Raw genomic sequence first — 14,701 nt, 5'->3', positions numbered from 1 at the left:
AAGCCCCGGAGAGCGGTCCGCTCTCCGGGGCTCGTCACCTGCCGGGCGTCACACCTGGGCGCGACGCTCCACGACATCGAGGATCTCGGCGATCGCCGCCTCGCGCGGGATGCCGTTCTTCTGCGTGCCGTCGCGGTAGCGGAAGGAGACCGCGCCGTTGGCGACGTCCTCGTCACCAGCGATGATCATGAACGGGACCTTGGCCTTCTGGGCGTTCCTGATCTTCTTCTGCATCCGGTCCGACGAGGAGTCCACCTCGATCCGCAGCCCCTTGGCCTTGGCCTGCGCGGCGAAGTCCTGGAGGTAGGGGACGTGGGCGTCGCCGATCGGGATGCCGGTCGCCTGGACCGGTGCCAGCCACGCCGGGAACGCGCCCGCGTAGTGCTCCAGCAGCACCGCGAAGAACCGCTCGATGGAGCCGAACAGCGCGCGGTGGATCATCACCGGACGCTGCTTGCTGCCGTCGGCCGCGGTGTACTCCAGGTCGAAGCGCTCCGGCAGGTTGAAGTCCAGCTGCACGGTCGACATCTGCCAGGTCCGGCCGATGGCGTCCTTGGTCTGCACCGAGATCTTCGGGCCGTAGAACGCGGCGCCGCCCGGGTCCGGGACCAGCGGCAGCCCCTGCTTCTCGGCCACCTTCCGCAGGGTCTCGGTGGCCTCCTCCCACGCCTCGTCCGAGCCGACGAACTTCTCCGGGTCCTTGGTGGACAGCTCCAGGTAGAAGTCGGTCAGGCCGTAGTCGCGCAGCAGGTCGAGGACGAAGGTGAGCGTGGCGTCCAGCTCGTCCGCCATCTGCTCCTTGGTGCAGTAGATGTGCGCGTCGTCCTGGGTGAAGCCGCGCGCCCGGGTGAGGCCGTGCACGACGCCCGACTTCTCGTAGCGGTACACGGTCCCGAACTCGAAGAGGCGCAGCGGCAGCTCACGGTACGAGCGGCCGCGCGCGTCGAAGATCAGGTTGTGCATCGGGCAGTTCATGGGCTTGAGGTAGTAGTCCACGCCCTCGTCGAGCTGCATGGGCGGGTACATGCCGTCGGCGTACCAGTCCAGGTGACCCGACTTCTCGAAGAGCTTCCCCTTGGTGGCGTGCGGGGTGTAGACGAACTCGTAGCCCGACTCCTCGTGGCGCCGGCGGGAATAGTCCTCCATGACCCGGCGGATGATGCCGCCCTTGGGGTGGAAGACCGCCAGGCCCGAACCGATGTCCTCGGGCACGGAGAACAGGTCCAGCTCGGCACCGAGCTTGCGGTGGTCGCGCTTCTCGGCCTCGGCGAGGAACTCCAGGTGCGCCTTGAGCTCGTCCTTGGTCGGCCAGGCGGTGCCGTAGATCCGCTGCAGCTGCTTGTTCTTCTCGCTGCCGCGCCAGTAGGCGGCGGCCGAGCGCATCAGCTTGAACGCCGGGATGGCACGGGTGCTGGGCAGGTGCGGCCCGCGGCACAGGTCCTTCCAGCACAGCTCGCCGGTCTTGGCGTCGAGGTTGTCGTAGATGGTCAGCTCGCCGGCGCCGACCTCGGCGGAGGCCCCCTCGGCGGCGTCCGCGGCGGAGCCCTTGAGCCCGATCAGCTCCAGCTTGTACGGCTCGTCGGCCAGCTCCTCGCGGGCGTCGTCGTCGGCGACCGCCCGGCGCGCGAACTTCTGCCCGCGCTTCTGGATCTCCTGCATCTTCTTCTCGATGCGCTTGAGATCGTCGGGGTGGAACGGGGTCTCGACGTCGAAGTCGTAGTAGAAGCCGTCCTTGATCGGCGGGCCGATGCCGAGCTTGGCCTCCGGGAACAGCTCCTGCACGGCCTGCGCCATCACATGCGCGGTGGAGTGCCGCAGGATGTCCAGACCGTCCTGCGAGGTGATGTCGACGGGCTCGACCACGTCGCCGTCGGCGACCTCGTAGGCCAGGTCCTTCAGCTCTCCGGCCACCCGAGCGGCCACGACGCTGCGCTCGCCCTGGAAGAGGTCGGCGGCCGTCGTGCCCGTGGTCACCACGCGTTCTTCCCGCTCGGAATCGCGTGGGATGGTCACACGGACGTCTGACACCGGTCTCTCCTGACTCATGTCTCTTCTCGGCAGCGATTGCTGCGCAGCCGAATCGTACCGAGCCACCGGACCGGACCGCGAAACGGTTTCACCACCCCCCGCTCGAAAACCGCTATTCCCCGGCGCCGCACGCCTCCTCGAAAAAGTCCAGGTTCTCCTGCAGCGACTTCAGCAGCCGGTCCCGCTCGGCCTCGTCGACCTGCACCGGCGTGACCTCGCGGCCGCCGGTGATCCGGCGGAACCCGCCGCGGCTCTCCAGCCGCCCGGTCACCCGGACGGGCAGGCCCACCAGGTGCGCGTGCCCGGCGATGCGGTAGTCCTCCTCCCCCAGAGCGACCCGCACCTGCGGCACGTCCGCCCCGGTGATCACCCGCAGCCGCACCGTGCCGGGCCCGCCCGGCCGCTCCCGCCGCAGCCGGATCACCGTGCCGGTCACCCGCACCGGCAGCGACGGCTCCTCGCGCACATAGCGCTGGGCCGCCCGCTGCAGCGCGGGCAGATCGCCGGGCGAGAACTCCACCGGCTCGGGGCGGGCCGGGCAGCCGGCCGGGGCACCCTCCCCCGGCGACCACGCGACCGCGACCCGCACCCCCTCCGCGTCCCGCACCAGCGCGATCAGCGCCTGCACCAGCTCATGGCAGACCCCCAGCGCCACGGCCGCGTCGAAGGCCTCCATCCCGCCGGTGGCCCGCTGGTAGTCGGTGGCGTCGCGGGCCGCGTGCAGCGCCCGCTGCAGCCCGGCGACCGCGCCGCGCCCGCCGCGCACCGGCACGAACGCGGTCAGCCGGCGTCCGGCCGCCGCCGGTCCGACCAGCACCTCGCCCAGGAATCCCTCGGCCCGCCGCTTGTGCCGCGCCCCGTAGTAGCCGGCCCGGCCGTACGTCCCCAGCGCCCCGGCGACCAGCATCGAGCGGGCCGCGCCGCGCAGCTGCTCCTGCGCGGCCCAGTACCCGCCGCCGGGCCCGCCGTCGGGGATCTCGCGCTCCCAGCGCACCTCGTCACTGGGCACCGCCAGCCCCATCAGCACCTCGCGCGCGGAGGACGCGGAGCTCCGCGCCAGCGCCGCCAGCGCCTCGGCGAGCAGCTCCCCGCTGTCGGGGAAGCGGCGGTCGTGCGGGACCAGCAGGCTGGTGCCGCCCGCTCCGCCGGGCGGCGTCCACCGCGCGTACCGGCCCGCGGCGCCGCCCCGGCGCCGCCAGCCGTGCCGGGCCAGCAGGGCCCCGAGCACCGCCGGATCGAGCTGTGCGGGATCCGGGAGCCGCGCGTCCTCATCGTCGGTCGGCCGGTACATCAGGGTCTCCCTCCCGCCCCGACCCGCGTCATGATCTCGCAGAGCGCTCGGTCGTCGAAGATCCGCGCGGTCGGGATCCGCACGGTGGTCCTGCGCCGGCCGGTCACCGGATGGCCGGCCAGGTTGATCCAGTAACAGCAGTGCCGCAGTGCGAGACGGTCGTGCGAGGCCCGCAGCCAGTCCTCCTGGGAGCGCGGGGCCAGCATCACGACCAGGATCTTGTGCACCGACACGGGCGTACGGGCCAGCTTCACCAGGTGGTCGTTGTCGAGCGTGAACGCGAACGTCGGCCCCGGTGGGCGCGGGGCGGTCTGGTAGGTGCACTTGAGCTGCACCTTGATGGTGACTTCGTCGTCGACGGTGTGGCCGGGCGCGCCATGGCTGACGTGCCAGTCGATTCCGTTGTCCGGGAAGGGCTGCGCCAGCGAACATCCCGCGGCGGCGGCGACCGCGTGCAGATAGCCCACCTGGAGGGTCTCCATACAGGCCGTGGTGGCGAGGGAGCCGCGCTGCGGAATGGTCAGCTGGGGCAGCCCGCCCGGTTCGGGCTGCGCGAGCGTCATCGCGGGGGTGCCTTCCGGGCTGTGCCGATCGTGCGAGGGGATGACGGGGAGAAGGCGGAACGCGTCGGCCCGTCACCCTGGTTGTCTCCGCGTCAAGTGGTCGGCAAACAAAGACGGTTCGACCACCGCACCGCTCGGGTATCACCAGCTCGGGTGGCGTGCACGTCATCCCCTGTACGAGCGCGAGGAGTTGGGATGATGCCGTGCTGGTATGACGGTCCGCTTGCCGCTTTCGACACCGAGACCACGGGGATCGACGTCGAGCGCGACCGCATCGTCTCCGCCGCCCTGGTGGTCCAGGAGACACCGCGTTCCGCGCCCCGGATCACCCGTTGGCTGGTCAATCCGGGCGTCGAGATACCCGAGGCCGCCACGGCGGTGCACGGGCTGACGGCCGACCACCTCGCGCTGCACGGCCGCTGGCCCGCGCCGGTGGTGGAGGAGGTCGCGCGTGCCCTGGCCGCCCAGGCGGTGGCCGGCCGCCCGCTTGTCGTGATGAACGCCCCCTTCGACCTCACCCTCCTGGAGCGCGAGTTGAAGCGGCACCGGGCCAGCTCGCTCGGCGCGTACCTGGGCGGCCATCCGCTGCGCATCCTCGATCCCCGCGTCCTCGACAAGCACCTCGACCGCTACCGCAAGGGCCGCCGTACGCTCACCGACCTGTGCGCGCACTACGAGGTCGAGCTGGCCGACGCCCATGAGGCGGCGGCCGACGCGCTCGCCGCGCTGCATGTCGTACGGGCCCTGGGGCACCGCTTCGCGGACCGCCTGGAGGGGCTGCACCCGGCGGAGCTGCACACCCGCCAGGCCGTCTGGTACGCGGCCCAGGCGCGCGGGCTCCAGGCGTGGTTCGCCCGCAGCGGCAACCCGGAGACCGTCGATCCGCACTGGCCGCTGCGCCCCGAACTCCCGGCGGCGGCCTGATCGGGCATCAGCAATTCGGGGCGGCCGGAAAGGCGCCGGGCGGAGTTCCCGGTACCGGTTCTCCCAACAAAAAGAACCGGAACGCCTTTTGGCGGCCCGGTTCTTGATCCCGGTGGGCGATACTGGGTTCGAACCAGTGACCTCTTCGGTGTGAACGAAGCGCTCTCCCACTGAGCTAATCGCCCGGGTGTCGGCGGGGTTTCCCTCGCGAACGAGCAGAACAATACAGGCCGCCCGGGGCTTCCATCAAATTCCTGTTCCGCCGCGGTCCGGGGCCGCCCCGCCCGGCCGCCTCACCCGCGGGCCAGCCAGGCGGCGAGCCCGCGGCGTCCGGCCCGCATCATCAGCGCGTGATTGGCGACGAACACCGGACGCCCCAGCAGCGCCAGCCGCCGCAGCAGCGGCTTGCGGACCTCGACGTCCTGCTCGAAGACGGCGCGGGTGCCGCCGGCGCCGGGCACCACCGTCCAGCGGGCCCAGCCGGCCAGGTCCCCGCGCATCCCTATCTCCAGCACCCCCGAGCCCGGGTCCCGTACGCGCTCGCTCGCCACCACCGTCAGGTCGTACGGCAGCAGCGACCGGAAGCGGGCCGTGCCGCTGCGGTCGTCGATCGGGTCCACCGCGCGGACCTGCGGCCACCACCGGGGGTAGGACTCGGCGCGTTCGAGGACGGCGTAGACGACGGCCGGCGAGGCGTCGAGCAGCCAGACGCTGCGGAAGCGGTAGCGGTGCAGTCGGCGGGACCAGGCGGGCATGCCCCCAGTGTGCGCCCCACGGCGGCGCTCGGCCCCAACAACAGCGACGGCCCGGAGACTTGGAGTCTCCGGGCCGTCGTCCGGGGTGGGCGATACTGGGTTCGAACCAGTGACCTCTTCGGTGTGAACGAAGCGCTCTCCCACTGAGCTAATCGCCCGGGCGCACCGACAACATTACCCCACGTCGGCGGGCACTTCTGACCACCGCGGGGTCACTCGGAGACGTTCCACGGCATCGCGAGGCCGAACTTCCAGACATAGACCGCGAGCGCCGCGGCGATGATCATCACGCCGATGGCGGTCAGGATGATGTTGCGCCGCCGCACCGCGGGGTCGAGCGCCTTCTGGGCGGCCTCGGTGACCTTGCGCTTGGTCCAGCGCAGCACCAGTTGGGCCCAGACGAACTCCGTCGCCCAGATCGCCATGCCCGCGAAGATCACCAGCCAGCCGGGCCCCGGCAGCGGCAGCATGATCACGCCGGCCACCACGACCGCGAGGCCGACCACGAAGATTCCGACCTGCCAGCTCAGGTGGAGCGGCCGGGAGCGCTTGATGAAGTGCGGCGCTCTCGAACCGAGCGGCTGCCCGGCCGGAGCGGCGTCCTCCTCCACCGTTCCCGACCCCCCGTTACTCTGCGTATTCATACCCGCAAACTTACCGGACGGGACGGCTCCGGCGGAATTACCACCGAGGACGATCTCGCAATCCGCCGGAAGAGGTACCTGAAGCCACACAAAACCGTCAGAGGGGTTTACAACGGCACCGTAGGTGGCATGTCGATTTCGCCGACGTGCGAATCCCCGAGCGCACACTGAGCGAAAGGCCCTGGCGCTTATGAACACCACGGTCAGCTGCGAGCTGCACCTGCGCCTCGTTGTGTCGAGCGAGTCCTCACTGCCTGTACCCGCGGGCCTGCGGTATGACACGGCCGATCCTTATGCCGTGCATGCCACCTTCCATACCGGAGCCGAGGAGACCGTCGAATGGGTTTTCGCCCGCGACCTCCTCGCCGAGGGCCTGCACCGGCCCACCGGCACCGGAGACGTCCGTGTATGGCCGTCCCGGAGCCACGGACAGGGCGTTGTCTGCATCGCCCTGAGCTCACCGGAGGGCGAGGCCCTGCTCGAGGCGCCCGCGCGGGCTCTCGAGTCGTTCCTCAAAAGAACCGATGCCGCCGTACCGCCCGGTACGGAGCACCGGCACTTTGATCTCGACACCGAGCTCTCCCACATCCTCGCGGAGAGCTGAGACGCAGACCGGTTACCGAAAGCACCCAACCGCTCACGCTTGCGTCCGTCCGACTCGGGGAGACGGCGCAGGACCGACAAGTTCATACGGCACACTTCGGCGTCGTCGCCGCGGACCCACCGCGGAGTCGGCGCTGAAGCTTGTTCCGGGCGCCAGAGTCGGCGACCATTCGGCAACGACACCGGGGACGGGACCCGTCCGGCCCCACCCTGCCAGGGAGCGGAACCGTGATGATCAGCCATGACACCCGGTGCGCACTGGACGCGGTGGTCGACCTGCTGAACACCGCTCCGGAGGGCGACGCGCCCGGGGCACCGGACAGCCTGACCGACCTCCCGGCCCTCGAGGGCTTCGTCCGGCGTCATGACGTCAGCGACGTGGGGGCGCTCGGCGCGGGCGACCTGGCGGCCGTACGGTCGGTCCGCGCCCGGTTCGCGCAGATCTTCGCGGCGGCGGACGACCGCGGCGCGGCCGAACAGCTGAACTCGCTGGTCGCCTCGGCGGGCACCACACCGCAGCTGACCGATCACGACGGGTACGACTGGCACGTCCACTACTTCGCGCCGGGCGCGTCGGTCGCCGAGCATCTGGCCGCGGACGGCGGGATGGCGCTGGCCTTCATCCTCGTCGCCGGGGAGCGCGAACGGCTGCGGCGCTGCGAGGCGCCGGACTGCCGGCACGCCTTCGTCGACCTCTCGCGCAACCGCTCGCGGCGCTACTGCGACAGCCGCACCTGCGGGAACCGGCTGCACGTCGCGGCCTACCGGGCCCGGCGGCGGGAGGCGTCGGCGGGCTGAGCTCCCGCCCCGGCGCGCGGGGCGCACAGCGGCGGCAGCGGGCGGCCTCACAGGAGGAAGAGGTCGTGCACCGCCCCGAGGAGGAGCAGGAAGCCGATGACGGCGAGGAAGAGCATCAGCGGCGGCTGGGACAGCGCGAACAGGCAACCGCGGGGTTCGGGGGACGGGGCGTCGTCTTGGGCGAGGGCGCACTCATCGTTCATCTCGCGCGCATCATGACCCAGCCGATCGGCTCCGTGCGTCCGATCAGCGCCTCAGCAGCGGTAGTTCATCAGATCCCGTGCTTTTTCAGGATCGCTTCGATGTCCGAGAAGTCATCCTTGGGTGCACCGCCCTTGCCCTGAGCGGCCTTGCCCTTGGGCGCCTGCTGACCGGCGCCCAGGGACGGCGCGGAGGCGGCCGGGGCCACCGCTTCGGACCGGCCGGCCGTCGCGGCCCGGCGCTCCTTGCGGCTGCCGATCCCGCCCCTGCGGCGCTCCACTCCCCTGCTGATCATGAACAGCACGGCGGAGAGCGCGAGCACACCGAAGCCGGCCCAGACCGTGGGCTTGAAGACGATGTTGGTGACCCAGTCGATGACACCCGTCATCACCAGGCCGATGGGAATCAGGGAAAAGGCGGCGATGCGGGTCGCGGCCAGGAACCGCTTGCGGTACGCCGTCAGCGCGGCGATGCCCAGGCCCGCTGCCGACACCGCGGCACAGACGGTCGAGGTGAGCATCCGGTCCTCCTGCCGATGGAAGGGCGAGCAGGCGCTCTGCTCCCTTCCATCCTGCCTTGTCCGGCCGGGCCCGGGCCATGTTCCGGCACGGGCTCAGGGACATCTCGGGGTCGTACTCCTCCGCAGGTCGTGGTCCGGGCCGGGGGTACCTCCGGGCGCGAGCGGGCGGTGGGCTGGAAGACTGGCTCCCATGAACGACGCCACCACCTCCGCCGCCCGTCCCGACCGCCCCGTTCTGGACGTGTGGTGCGAACTGCAGTGCCCGGACTGCCATGCCGCCCTGGCGGACCTCAGGGCGCTGCGGGCGCGCTACGGCGACCGGCTGGACATCCGCCTGCGCCACTTCCCGCTCCCCAAGCACAAGCACGCCTACGTCGCCGCGCAGGCCGCCGAGGAGGCCATCGAGCAGGGGCAGGGCTGGCCGTACATCGAGGCGGTGCTGGCCCGCAGCGGGGAACTCGGCGCGCGCGGCGAGAAGCTGCTGCTGGAGGTCGCCGGCGAGCTGGGGCTGGACGCCGAGGAGCTGGACACCGCGCTGATCGACGGGCGGCACCTGCTGATCGTCGACGCGGACCAGGCCGAGGGCAAGGCGATCGGGGTGACCGGGACCCCGACGTATGTGATCGGCGGCGAGCGGCTGGACGGCGGCACGAGCCGGGAGGGGCTGCGGGCCCGTATCGAGGAGATCGCCGACCGGCTGCTCGCCGACCAGGACTGAGGCGGGCAGACCGAACCGGGCGGGAGCGAGCCGGGCCGCACGGCCGGGGCTACAGGATCGGCTTCCACAGCTGGTGGCCGGTGGGCCGGTAGCCCAGCGAGGTGTAGAGGCCGAGGGCCGGGGCGTTGTCCGCGTAGACGTTCAGGCCGAGGGTGGTGTGGCCGGCGGCGAGGCTCTCGCGCTCGGCGACCAGCATCAGGGTGCGGCCGTGGCCCTGCCCGCGGTGGGCGGGCGCGACCCGCACATCGACGACGTAGCCGCCCGGCTGCTCCGGCATCCGCAGGGCGACCCAGATGCTGCCGACGTCCGCGCCGCGGTGCGTCAGGACGCGCAGCGCCTGGTCGGGCGTGTCCGGGCCGTCCGGAAGCAGGGCCCGATGGCCCGCGGCAGAGAGCTCCTCGGCGCGGGCGCGCGGCATGCCCTGGCCCAGCTGCGTGCGGAGGTGCTCGGCGAGCGCGGCCTCCCGCCAGGCGGGGTACTCCGCCTCGCTCAGGGCACGGTCGCCGCTGCCCTCGGGCAGCCGGGGCGGGCCGGCGAGAGGCTTGCTCATCGTGCGGCTGCGCTCGGTGTAGCCCAGCGCCGCGGCGAGCCGGGCGGCGGCCTCCGCGCCGGCGGGAACGGTCACCTCGATCTGCCGGCAGCCCCAGCCGCGCAGCACTTCCTCGGCGGCGAGCGCGGCGACCGTGGCGCGGCCGCGGTGCCGGTCCGGCGCCTCGACGGTCAGCTCCGCGATCCGGCCCGCGGCCGGGCCGAACCGGGCGTCCGTCGTCAGCCGGATCCCGCCGACCCGGCGGCTGTTGACGCAGATGTCGTACGGGCGGGCGCGGCGCCCGTCGTCGTGTCGCTCTTCGGGTCCCGCGGGGCGCAGCGTAGTGGTCACGAGGACTTTCTACTCGCCCGCGCGCGGGCCCGTCATCACCGCGGATCGAAGTCGGCGGCGGACTGCTCGTCGAAGATCCGCATGGCTTCCGCGGTCACCGGGCCGGGGCCGTCGCCGAGTTGGCGGTCGTCGATGCGGGTCACGGCCTGGACGTCGCGCAGGGTGGAGGTCAGGAAGATCTCCTCGGCCCGCTCCAGGGCGTCCAGCGGCAGGTCGGTCTCCTTGGCGCCGGCCCAGGCGACGGTCAGGGCACGGGTGATGCCCGCCAGGCAACCGGAGTGCAGCGGCGGCGTGTGCAGTTCGCCGTCCAGGACGACGAAGACGTTGGAGCCGGTGCCCTCGCAGAGCGCGCCGACCGTGTTGGCGAACAGCGCCTCGGAGGCGTCCCGTTCACGGGCACGGGCCAGCGCGACGACGTTCTCGCCGTAGGACGTGGTCTTCAGACCGGCGAGGGCGCCGCGCTCGTTGCGGGTCCACGGGACGGTGACGGCGGCGGTGGCATCGGGGCGGCGCTGGGTCTCGGAGAGGGCGATGACCAGCGTGGGGCCGGCGTCGCCGCGGTCCGAGCCGAGCGGGGAGACGCCGCCGGTGTAGGTGAGCCGCAGCCGGCCCAGGGCCATCGGGTTGGCGTCGAGGACCGCCGCGCAGCCGCGCCGCACCTCGTCGAGGTCGGGGTCGGGCAGGCCCAGGCCGCGCGCGGAGGTGGTCAGGCGCTCCAGGTGGCGGGTGAGGGCGAAGGCACGGCCGTGCTCGGCCTTGATGGTTTCGAAGACTCCGTCGCCGACCGTCAGGCCGTGGTCGAAGACCGAGACCCGGGCGCCCTCGGCGTCCTGCAGGCCTCCGTTGAGCCAGATCTTCATCGTGTACCTCCAGTCGCCTCGTGCAGGCCCGACGCTACCGCGAGCAGCCTGCGCGCCTTCAACTCGGTCTCGGCCCACTCCCGCTCCGGATCGGAGTCCCAGATGATCCCGGCACCGGCGCCGAAACGGAGCACGGGGCCGGCGGGCGGAGTGCGGTCGATCCAGAACGTACGGATGCCGACCGCGAGCTCGCCGGTGCGGCGGTCCGCGTCGACCCAGCCGATGCCTCCGCAGTACGGGCCGCGGGGCGCGGTCTCCAGCTCGCCGATGATCCGCAGCGCGCTGGACTTGGGGGCACCGGTGACCGACCCGGGCGGGAAGGTGGCGTCCAGCAGGTCCGCCCAGGCGGTCTTCTCGTTCGCCCCGTCCAGTTCCCCGCACACGGTGGAGACGAGGTGGACCAGGCCGGGGTGTTCCTCGACGGCGCACAGTGCCGGGACGGTGACCGTGCCGGTGGCGCAGACCCGGCCGAGGTCGTTGCGGACCAGGTCCACGATCATCACGTTCTCCGCCCGGTCCTTCGCCGAGAGGTCCGCCGCGGTCCGGCCGGTGCCCTTGATGGGACCGGACGCGACGGTGCGGTCCGCGCGCCGCAGATACAGCTCCGGCGAGGCACTGGCGATCTCCACGCCGTGGCCGGGCAGCCGGATCGTGCCGGCGTGCGGCGCCGGATTGCCCCGGGCCAGCACCGCGGACAGGGCGTCCACGTCGGCGCGGCCGGGGTCGGGCAGCGGCGCGGTCAGCACCCGGCAGAGGTTCACCTGGTAGACGTCGCCGGCCGCGATGTGTTCACGGACGCGCCGCACGCCGCCGGTATAGGCGTCGCGGTCCAGGGAGCTGGTCCAGGCGCCGGGCACGGGGCCGCGCCAGCCGTCGGGGGCGGGAGCGTCCGCCGCGGTGGCGGGCCGTACGTCGCCGAAGCGGGCGCAGACCACCTTGCCCTCGAAATCGGCGGCCACGGCCCACCAGCCCGTGGAGTCCAGGGCCGCGGGATCGCTGGTCACGTCCAGCAGGTCGGTGGCTATCAGGCCGCCGAAGCGTGCCATCGGAGCGAAGTCGTGCACGTCAGCGAGTCTATGGCGGCGGCCCCGACCCTGCCTGTGCCGAGCGACCAGCGCAGCACGCTGCACAAACGCGTTTTTGTACTGGCCCCGGAATCCGCTAGAGTTCAACACGTCGCCGGGACGCACAAGCGCCCCGGAGGACACGTAGCTCCCGGACGTAGTCTGGGAGAGACACCTGCGGACGTAGCTCAGTTGGTAGAGCACCACCTTGCCAAGGTGGATGTCGCGAGTTCGAGTCTCGTCGTCCGCTCGATGTGGGGGATCTTCCCGAACCCCCTCACTCCTGGTGGAGTGGCCGAGAGGCGAGGCAACGGCCTGCAAAGCCGTCTACACGGGTTCAAATCCCGTCTCCACCTCCAAGGACGATTAGCTCAGCGGGAGAGCGCTTCCCTGACACGGAAGAGGTCACTGGTTCAATCCCAGTATCGTCCACTGGATCCCCCGGAAACGGGGTGTCCGACCCGCGCGATTAGCTCAGCGGGAGAGCGCTTCCCTGACACGGAAGAGGTCACTGGTTCAATCCCAGTATCGCGCACGCAGCCGCTGATCTTTGTGATCCGCGGTCCCGAGGACGATTAGCTCAGCGGGAGAGCGCTTCCCTGACACGGAAGAGGTCACTGGTTCAATCCCAGTATCGTCCACACCTGGTACCGGGGGCCGGAGCGATCGCTCCGGCCCTCGGTCGTTGTCCCGGTCGTTGTCCGGGACGCGCGCCGTCAGGACGAGAAGAGCATGTGGCCGAAGCCGCGGTGGTGATGACCGTGGTGCCCATGGTGGCCGTGGTGGCCCTGGTGCGGGGCTCCCCAGGCGGGGGCGGCGGGGTATGCCTGCGGGGCGGGCGGCGGAGCCTGCTGGGACCACTGCGACTCGAGACGGGTCAGCGCCTCCAGCTCCCCGTAGTCCAGGAAGATCCCCCGGCAGCCGGCGCACTGTTCTATCTGGACGCCGTTGCGTTGGTAGGTGTGCATCGGCGCATGGCACTTGGGGCACTGCATCGTCGGCTCAGCTCCTGTCGTCCGTCACGGTGCGGCGGGGCGCCGCCGGAACGGCCTCCCGGCGGCGAGGGGTTCACCCTACGTCCGGGCGGGCGGGCGCCAACTGGTCCGGCAGGGACGTCATCCGGGCGCAGGCGCCGACGACCGCCTCCTCGACCTCGTCCAGCGGCCGCCCGGCGGTGGCGGCCTTGGCGACGGCGAGCGCGGCGGTCTGCACGGTCAGGGCGCGGGCCGGGACCTCCAGCTCGGGCCAGGGGTCGCCGGAGGGCCGGACGGCGGGGCCGCCGGCGGCGCGGTAGGCGGCGAGGAAGCGGGTCCAGAGGTCCGGGGCGAGCAGGCCGGTGGCGAACCATGCGGCGGGGCGGGCCAGGTCCCAGGCGGCGCAGCCCGTGCCGAGGTCGTCGATGTCGATGAGGAGCCAGGGGCCGCCGGCGGCCGGGTGGCGGACGAGCTGGCCCAGGTGCAGGTCGCCGTGGCAGAGGGTGGCGGTGTGCGGCGGTGGGGCGGCGTCCCGGGCCCAGAGCGGCAGCAGGGCCCAGGCCCGCTCGACGGCGGCTGCCGCCGCGGGCAGCGGTCCGGTGCCGGGCCGGGGTGCGGACGGCGGGCCGCCGGCGGGGGCCAGGGCGGCGCGCAGACGGGCCAGGGCGCGGGCGGCCTTGGCGGGGCCGCGCATCGGCGGTACGGGGCCGGGCAGTTGGCGCGGGTCGACGGCGTGCAGGCGGGACAGCAGGCGGGCGGCGTCCTCCCAGGGCACCGCGTCCGGGTCGTCGGGCGGGACCGGGCCGCCGTAGGGCCAGCGGGTGAGGGCGCGGCCGTCGTCGGCGAGGGCGAGGAGGCCGTCGGGGGCGGTGACCGGGAGCGGAGGCAGCAGGATGCCGCGCAGGAGGGGGTGGGCGGCGATCCGGAGCCGGGCGGCCAGGGCCTCGGGGTCGGCGTCGGGGGCGTGCGCCTTGGCGACGGTGGGACCGCTGCGGACGACGGTGCCGTCGGGGCGGTCGGCGAGCACCTCGGGGGCGGCGGCCGGGGCGTCCGGCCCGTCCAGGGACGCGGAGAGGGCGGCCAGGCGGGCGAGGAGTGCGGTGGTCATCGTTCCCCCGAGTCCTGCGCGGGCCGGTCGCGCCGTGAACGGTGTGCGGGCCGCGGGCGGCCCCGAGGGATCGTACGCGCGCCGCGGGCGGGCCGGGAAAGCCCGATGGCCGGGCATCTCCCCAGATGCCCGGCCCTCGTGCCGTCCGCCGCACCCCCGTCCCCACGGGGTATTCCGCCGGAGGTCCCGTCCCGGGCCGCTCTCCCGGGACCGGGGCGCCGCTCAGCGCCCCAGCATTCCGACCACGGACGACGCCTGTGTGACGACGGCCTCCCAGCCGCCGAAGACCACGGTGAGAACGCTCGCCAGCGGCAGCACGATGGCCACTGCGACAAGGGGATGGCGGGTGCCGGAGGGCTGCCGGCCGCCGAGCGCCGCGGCGGCTCGCCGCCCCTGCGCCCGAAGGGCCGTCCGCCCTGAGGTCTCCGTCATCTTCCCGCTCCCGTCGTGACTGGGGCGGCGGGCGTCTGACCTCGGGGGACGAGTGCTGCGCCCGCCGCTGGTAACCACAGTAGGCATGCGGCGGGCGGCGGGCGTCATGCCGTCGTACCGATTGGTCGGCCTCCGGGAGGATGAGGGGTCCGCGCCCCGTGTACTCCCCTGGGTGGAGAGCGCCTCCGGCTCCTGGGGGGTCTCCCCCACGGGGGACCGTCGCGCCTCCCCGGCCCGCGCACTCCTGAGGGTGACCTCGCTCACGTCGGGCGCTCCCCCGTGCCCCGCGGTCCCGCCCCTTCGGGCGGCCCCGTCCACCCCCGCTTTCCGCCCCTTGG

General features: G+C 72.7%; 17 protein-coding genes and 7 tRNA genes. 9 read left to right on the top strand and 15 right to left on the bottom strand.

Annotated features, from left to right (window positions below; all coding sequences use genetic code 11):
- Positions 1-48 precede the first annotated feature (48 nt).
- From thrS to K7396_RS29665, 3 genes are all read right to left on the bottom strand, one after another.
- Positions 49-2,028: a threonine--tRNA ligase gene (thrS, locus tag K7396_RS29675; protein ID WP_086720932.1), complete on the bottom strand. Its 1,980-nt coding sequence runs from the start codon at positions 2,026-2,028 to the stop codon at positions 49-51.
- Between the two features lie 112 nt (positions 2,029-2,140).
- The gene (locus tag K7396_RS29670; RefSeq protein ID WP_086720931.1) at positions 2,141-3,319 is read right to left on the bottom strand and encodes a hypothetical protein; all 1,179 of its coding nucleotides are present in this window, start codon (positions 3,317-3,319) and stop codon (positions 2,141-2,143) included.
- Positions 3,319-3,882, bottom strand: a complete 564-nt coding sequence (locus K7396_RS29665) for a DUF4365 domain-containing protein (protein WP_086720930.1) — start codon at positions 3,880-3,882, stop codon at positions 3,319-3,321. Before K7396_RS29665 ends, K7396_RS29670 begins: the two co-directional genes overlap by 1 nt.
- 198 nt (positions 3,883-4,080) lie before the next feature.
- Between K7396_RS29665 and K7396_RS29660 the strand changes: the two genes are divergently transcribed.
- Positions 4,081-4,806, top strand: a complete 726-nt coding sequence (locus tag K7396_RS29660) for an exonuclease domain-containing protein (protein WP_086720939.1) — start codon at positions 4,081-4,083, stop codon at positions 4,804-4,806.
- Positions 4,807-4,919: 113 nt separating this feature from the next.
- Here K7396_RS29660 and K7396_RS29655 read toward each other — a convergent pair.
- From K7396_RS29655 to K7396_RS29640, 4 genes are all read right to left on the bottom strand, one after another.
- Positions 4,920-4,991: transfer RNA gene (locus K7396_RS29655), tRNA-Val, on the bottom strand.
- A 108-nt stretch (positions 4,992-5,099) separates the two neighbouring features.
- The gene (locus K7396_RS29650; protein ID WP_086720929.1) at positions 5,100-5,561 is read right to left on the bottom strand and encodes an SRPBCC family protein; all 462 of its coding nucleotides are present in this window, start codon (positions 5,559-5,561) and stop codon (positions 5,100-5,102) included.
- A gap of 86 nt (positions 5,562-5,647) precedes the next feature.
- Positions 5,648-5,719, bottom strand: a tRNA-Val gene (locus K7396_RS29645).
- A 54-nt stretch (positions 5,720-5,773) separates the two neighbouring features.
- A complete protein-coding gene (locus tag K7396_RS29640) occupies positions 5,774-6,205 on the bottom strand; it encodes a TIGR02611 family protein (protein ID WP_086720928.1) in 432 nt (143 codons plus the stop codon).
- A gap of 190 nt (positions 6,206-6,395) precedes the next feature.
- Between K7396_RS29640 and K7396_RS29635 the strand changes: the two genes are divergently transcribed.
- A complete protein-coding gene (locus K7396_RS29635) occupies positions 6,396-6,809 on the top strand; it encodes an SsgA family sporulation/cell division regulator (RefSeq protein ID WP_003959770.1) in 414 nt (137 codons plus the stop codon).
- A gap of 227 nt (positions 6,810-7,036) precedes the next feature.
- Positions 7,037-7,606: a CGNR zinc finger domain-containing protein gene (locus K7396_RS29630; protein WP_086720927.1), complete on the top strand. Its 570-nt coding sequence runs from the start codon at positions 7,037-7,039 to the stop codon at positions 7,604-7,606.
- 47 nt (positions 7,607-7,653) lie between these two features.
- Here the strand turns inward: K7396_RS29630 and K7396_RS29625 are convergent, their stop codons facing one another.
- Both K7396_RS29625 and K7396_RS29620 read right to left on the bottom strand, forming a co-directional pair.
- Positions 7,654-7,809 (bottom strand): hypothetical protein, encoded by a 156-nt coding sequence (locus K7396_RS29625; RefSeq protein WP_018087659.1) that lies wholly within the window; start codon positions 7,807-7,809, stop codon positions 7,654-7,656.
- A gap of 68 nt (positions 7,810-7,877) precedes the next feature.
- Positions 7,878-8,327, bottom strand: a complete 450-nt coding sequence (locus K7396_RS29620) for a hypothetical protein (RefSeq protein WP_086720938.1) — start codon at positions 8,325-8,327, stop codon at positions 7,878-7,880.
- A 190-nt stretch (positions 8,328-8,517) separates the two neighbouring features.
- On the opposite strand from K7396_RS29620, the gene K7396_RS29615 reads away from it, so the two are divergent.
- Positions 8,518-9,045: a DsbA family protein gene (locus K7396_RS29615; RefSeq protein ID WP_107421251.1), complete on the top strand. Its 528-nt coding sequence runs from the start codon at positions 8,518-8,520 to the stop codon at positions 9,043-9,045.
- A 49-nt stretch (positions 9,046-9,094) separates the two neighbouring features.
- On the opposite strand, the gene K7396_RS29610 is transcribed toward K7396_RS29615, so the two are convergent.
- The 3 genes from K7396_RS29610 to K7396_RS29600 are packed head-to-tail and all read right to left on the bottom strand — an operon-like array spanning position 9,095 to position 11,849.
- On the bottom strand, positions 9,095-9,925 hold the full coding sequence (locus tag K7396_RS29610) for a GNAT family N-acetyltransferase (RefSeq protein ID WP_086720926.1): 831 nt from the start codon (positions 9,923-9,925) through the stop codon (positions 9,095-9,097).
- A 35-nt stretch (positions 9,926-9,960) separates the two neighbouring features.
- Positions 9,961-10,785: an aminotransferase class IV gene (locus K7396_RS29605; RefSeq protein WP_086720925.1), complete on the bottom strand. Its 825-nt coding sequence runs from the start codon at positions 10,783-10,785 to the stop codon at positions 9,961-9,963.
- Positions 10,782-11,849: a chorismate-binding protein gene (locus K7396_RS29600; RefSeq protein WP_143589229.1), complete on the bottom strand. Its 1,068-nt coding sequence runs from the start codon at positions 11,847-11,849 to the stop codon at positions 10,782-10,784. The genes K7396_RS29605 and K7396_RS29600 overlap by 4 nt, the downstream gene beginning before the upstream one ends.
- 177 nt (positions 11,850-12,026) lie before the next feature.
- Between K7396_RS29600 and K7396_RS29595 the strand changes: the two genes are divergently transcribed.
- The 5 genes from K7396_RS29595 to K7396_RS29575 all read left to right on the top strand — a co-directional run bounded on the left by K7396_RS29595 (position 12,027) and on the right by K7396_RS29575 (position 12,490).
- A tRNA-Gly gene (locus tag K7396_RS29595) sits at positions 12,027-12,099 on the top strand.
- Between the two features lie 35 nt (positions 12,100-12,134).
- Positions 12,135-12,208: transfer RNA gene (locus K7396_RS29590), tRNA-Cys, on the top strand.
- Between the two features lies 1 nt (position 12,209).
- Positions 12,210-12,281, top strand: a tRNA-Val gene (locus K7396_RS29585).
- Positions 12,282-12,312: 31 nt separating this feature from the next.
- Positions 12,313-12,384, top strand: a tRNA-Val gene (locus K7396_RS29580).
- 34 nt (positions 12,385-12,418) lie between these two features.
- A tRNA-Val gene (locus K7396_RS29575) sits at positions 12,419-12,490 on the top strand.
- 75 nt (positions 12,491-12,565) lie between these two features.
- Here K7396_RS29575 and K7396_RS29570 read toward each other — a convergent pair.
- The 3 genes from K7396_RS29570 to K7396_RS29560 all read right to left on the bottom strand — a co-directional run bounded on the left by K7396_RS29570 (position 12,566) and on the right by K7396_RS29560 (position 14,363).
- Positions 12,566-12,844, bottom strand: coding sequence for a TFIIB-type zinc ribbon-containing protein (locus tag K7396_RS29570; protein WP_152105104.1), 279 nt, complete (start codon positions 12,842-12,844; stop codon positions 12,566-12,568).
- A 73-nt stretch (positions 12,845-12,917) separates the two neighbouring features.
- Positions 12,918-13,931, bottom strand: coding sequence for a phosphotransferase family protein (locus tag K7396_RS29565; protein ID WP_152105105.1), 1,014 nt, complete (start codon positions 13,929-13,931; stop codon positions 12,918-12,920).
- Positions 13,932-14,153: 222 nt separating this feature from the next.
- Positions 14,154-14,363 (bottom strand): hypothetical protein, encoded by a 210-nt coding sequence (locus tag K7396_RS29560; RefSeq protein WP_152105106.1) that lies wholly within the window; start codon positions 14,361-14,363, stop codon positions 14,154-14,156.
- Positions 14,364-14,701 lie beyond the last annotated feature (338 nt).

Source organism: Streptomyces angustmyceticus, from assembly GCF_019933235.1.
In the GTDB taxonomy this organism is placed as follows: domain Bacteria; phylum Actinomycetota; class Actinomycetes; order Streptomycetales; family Streptomycetaceae; genus Streptomyces; species Streptomyces angustmyceticus.
Note: the sequence above shows the minus strand (reverse complement) of the source record. Positions and strands in the feature narration are given on the sequence as shown.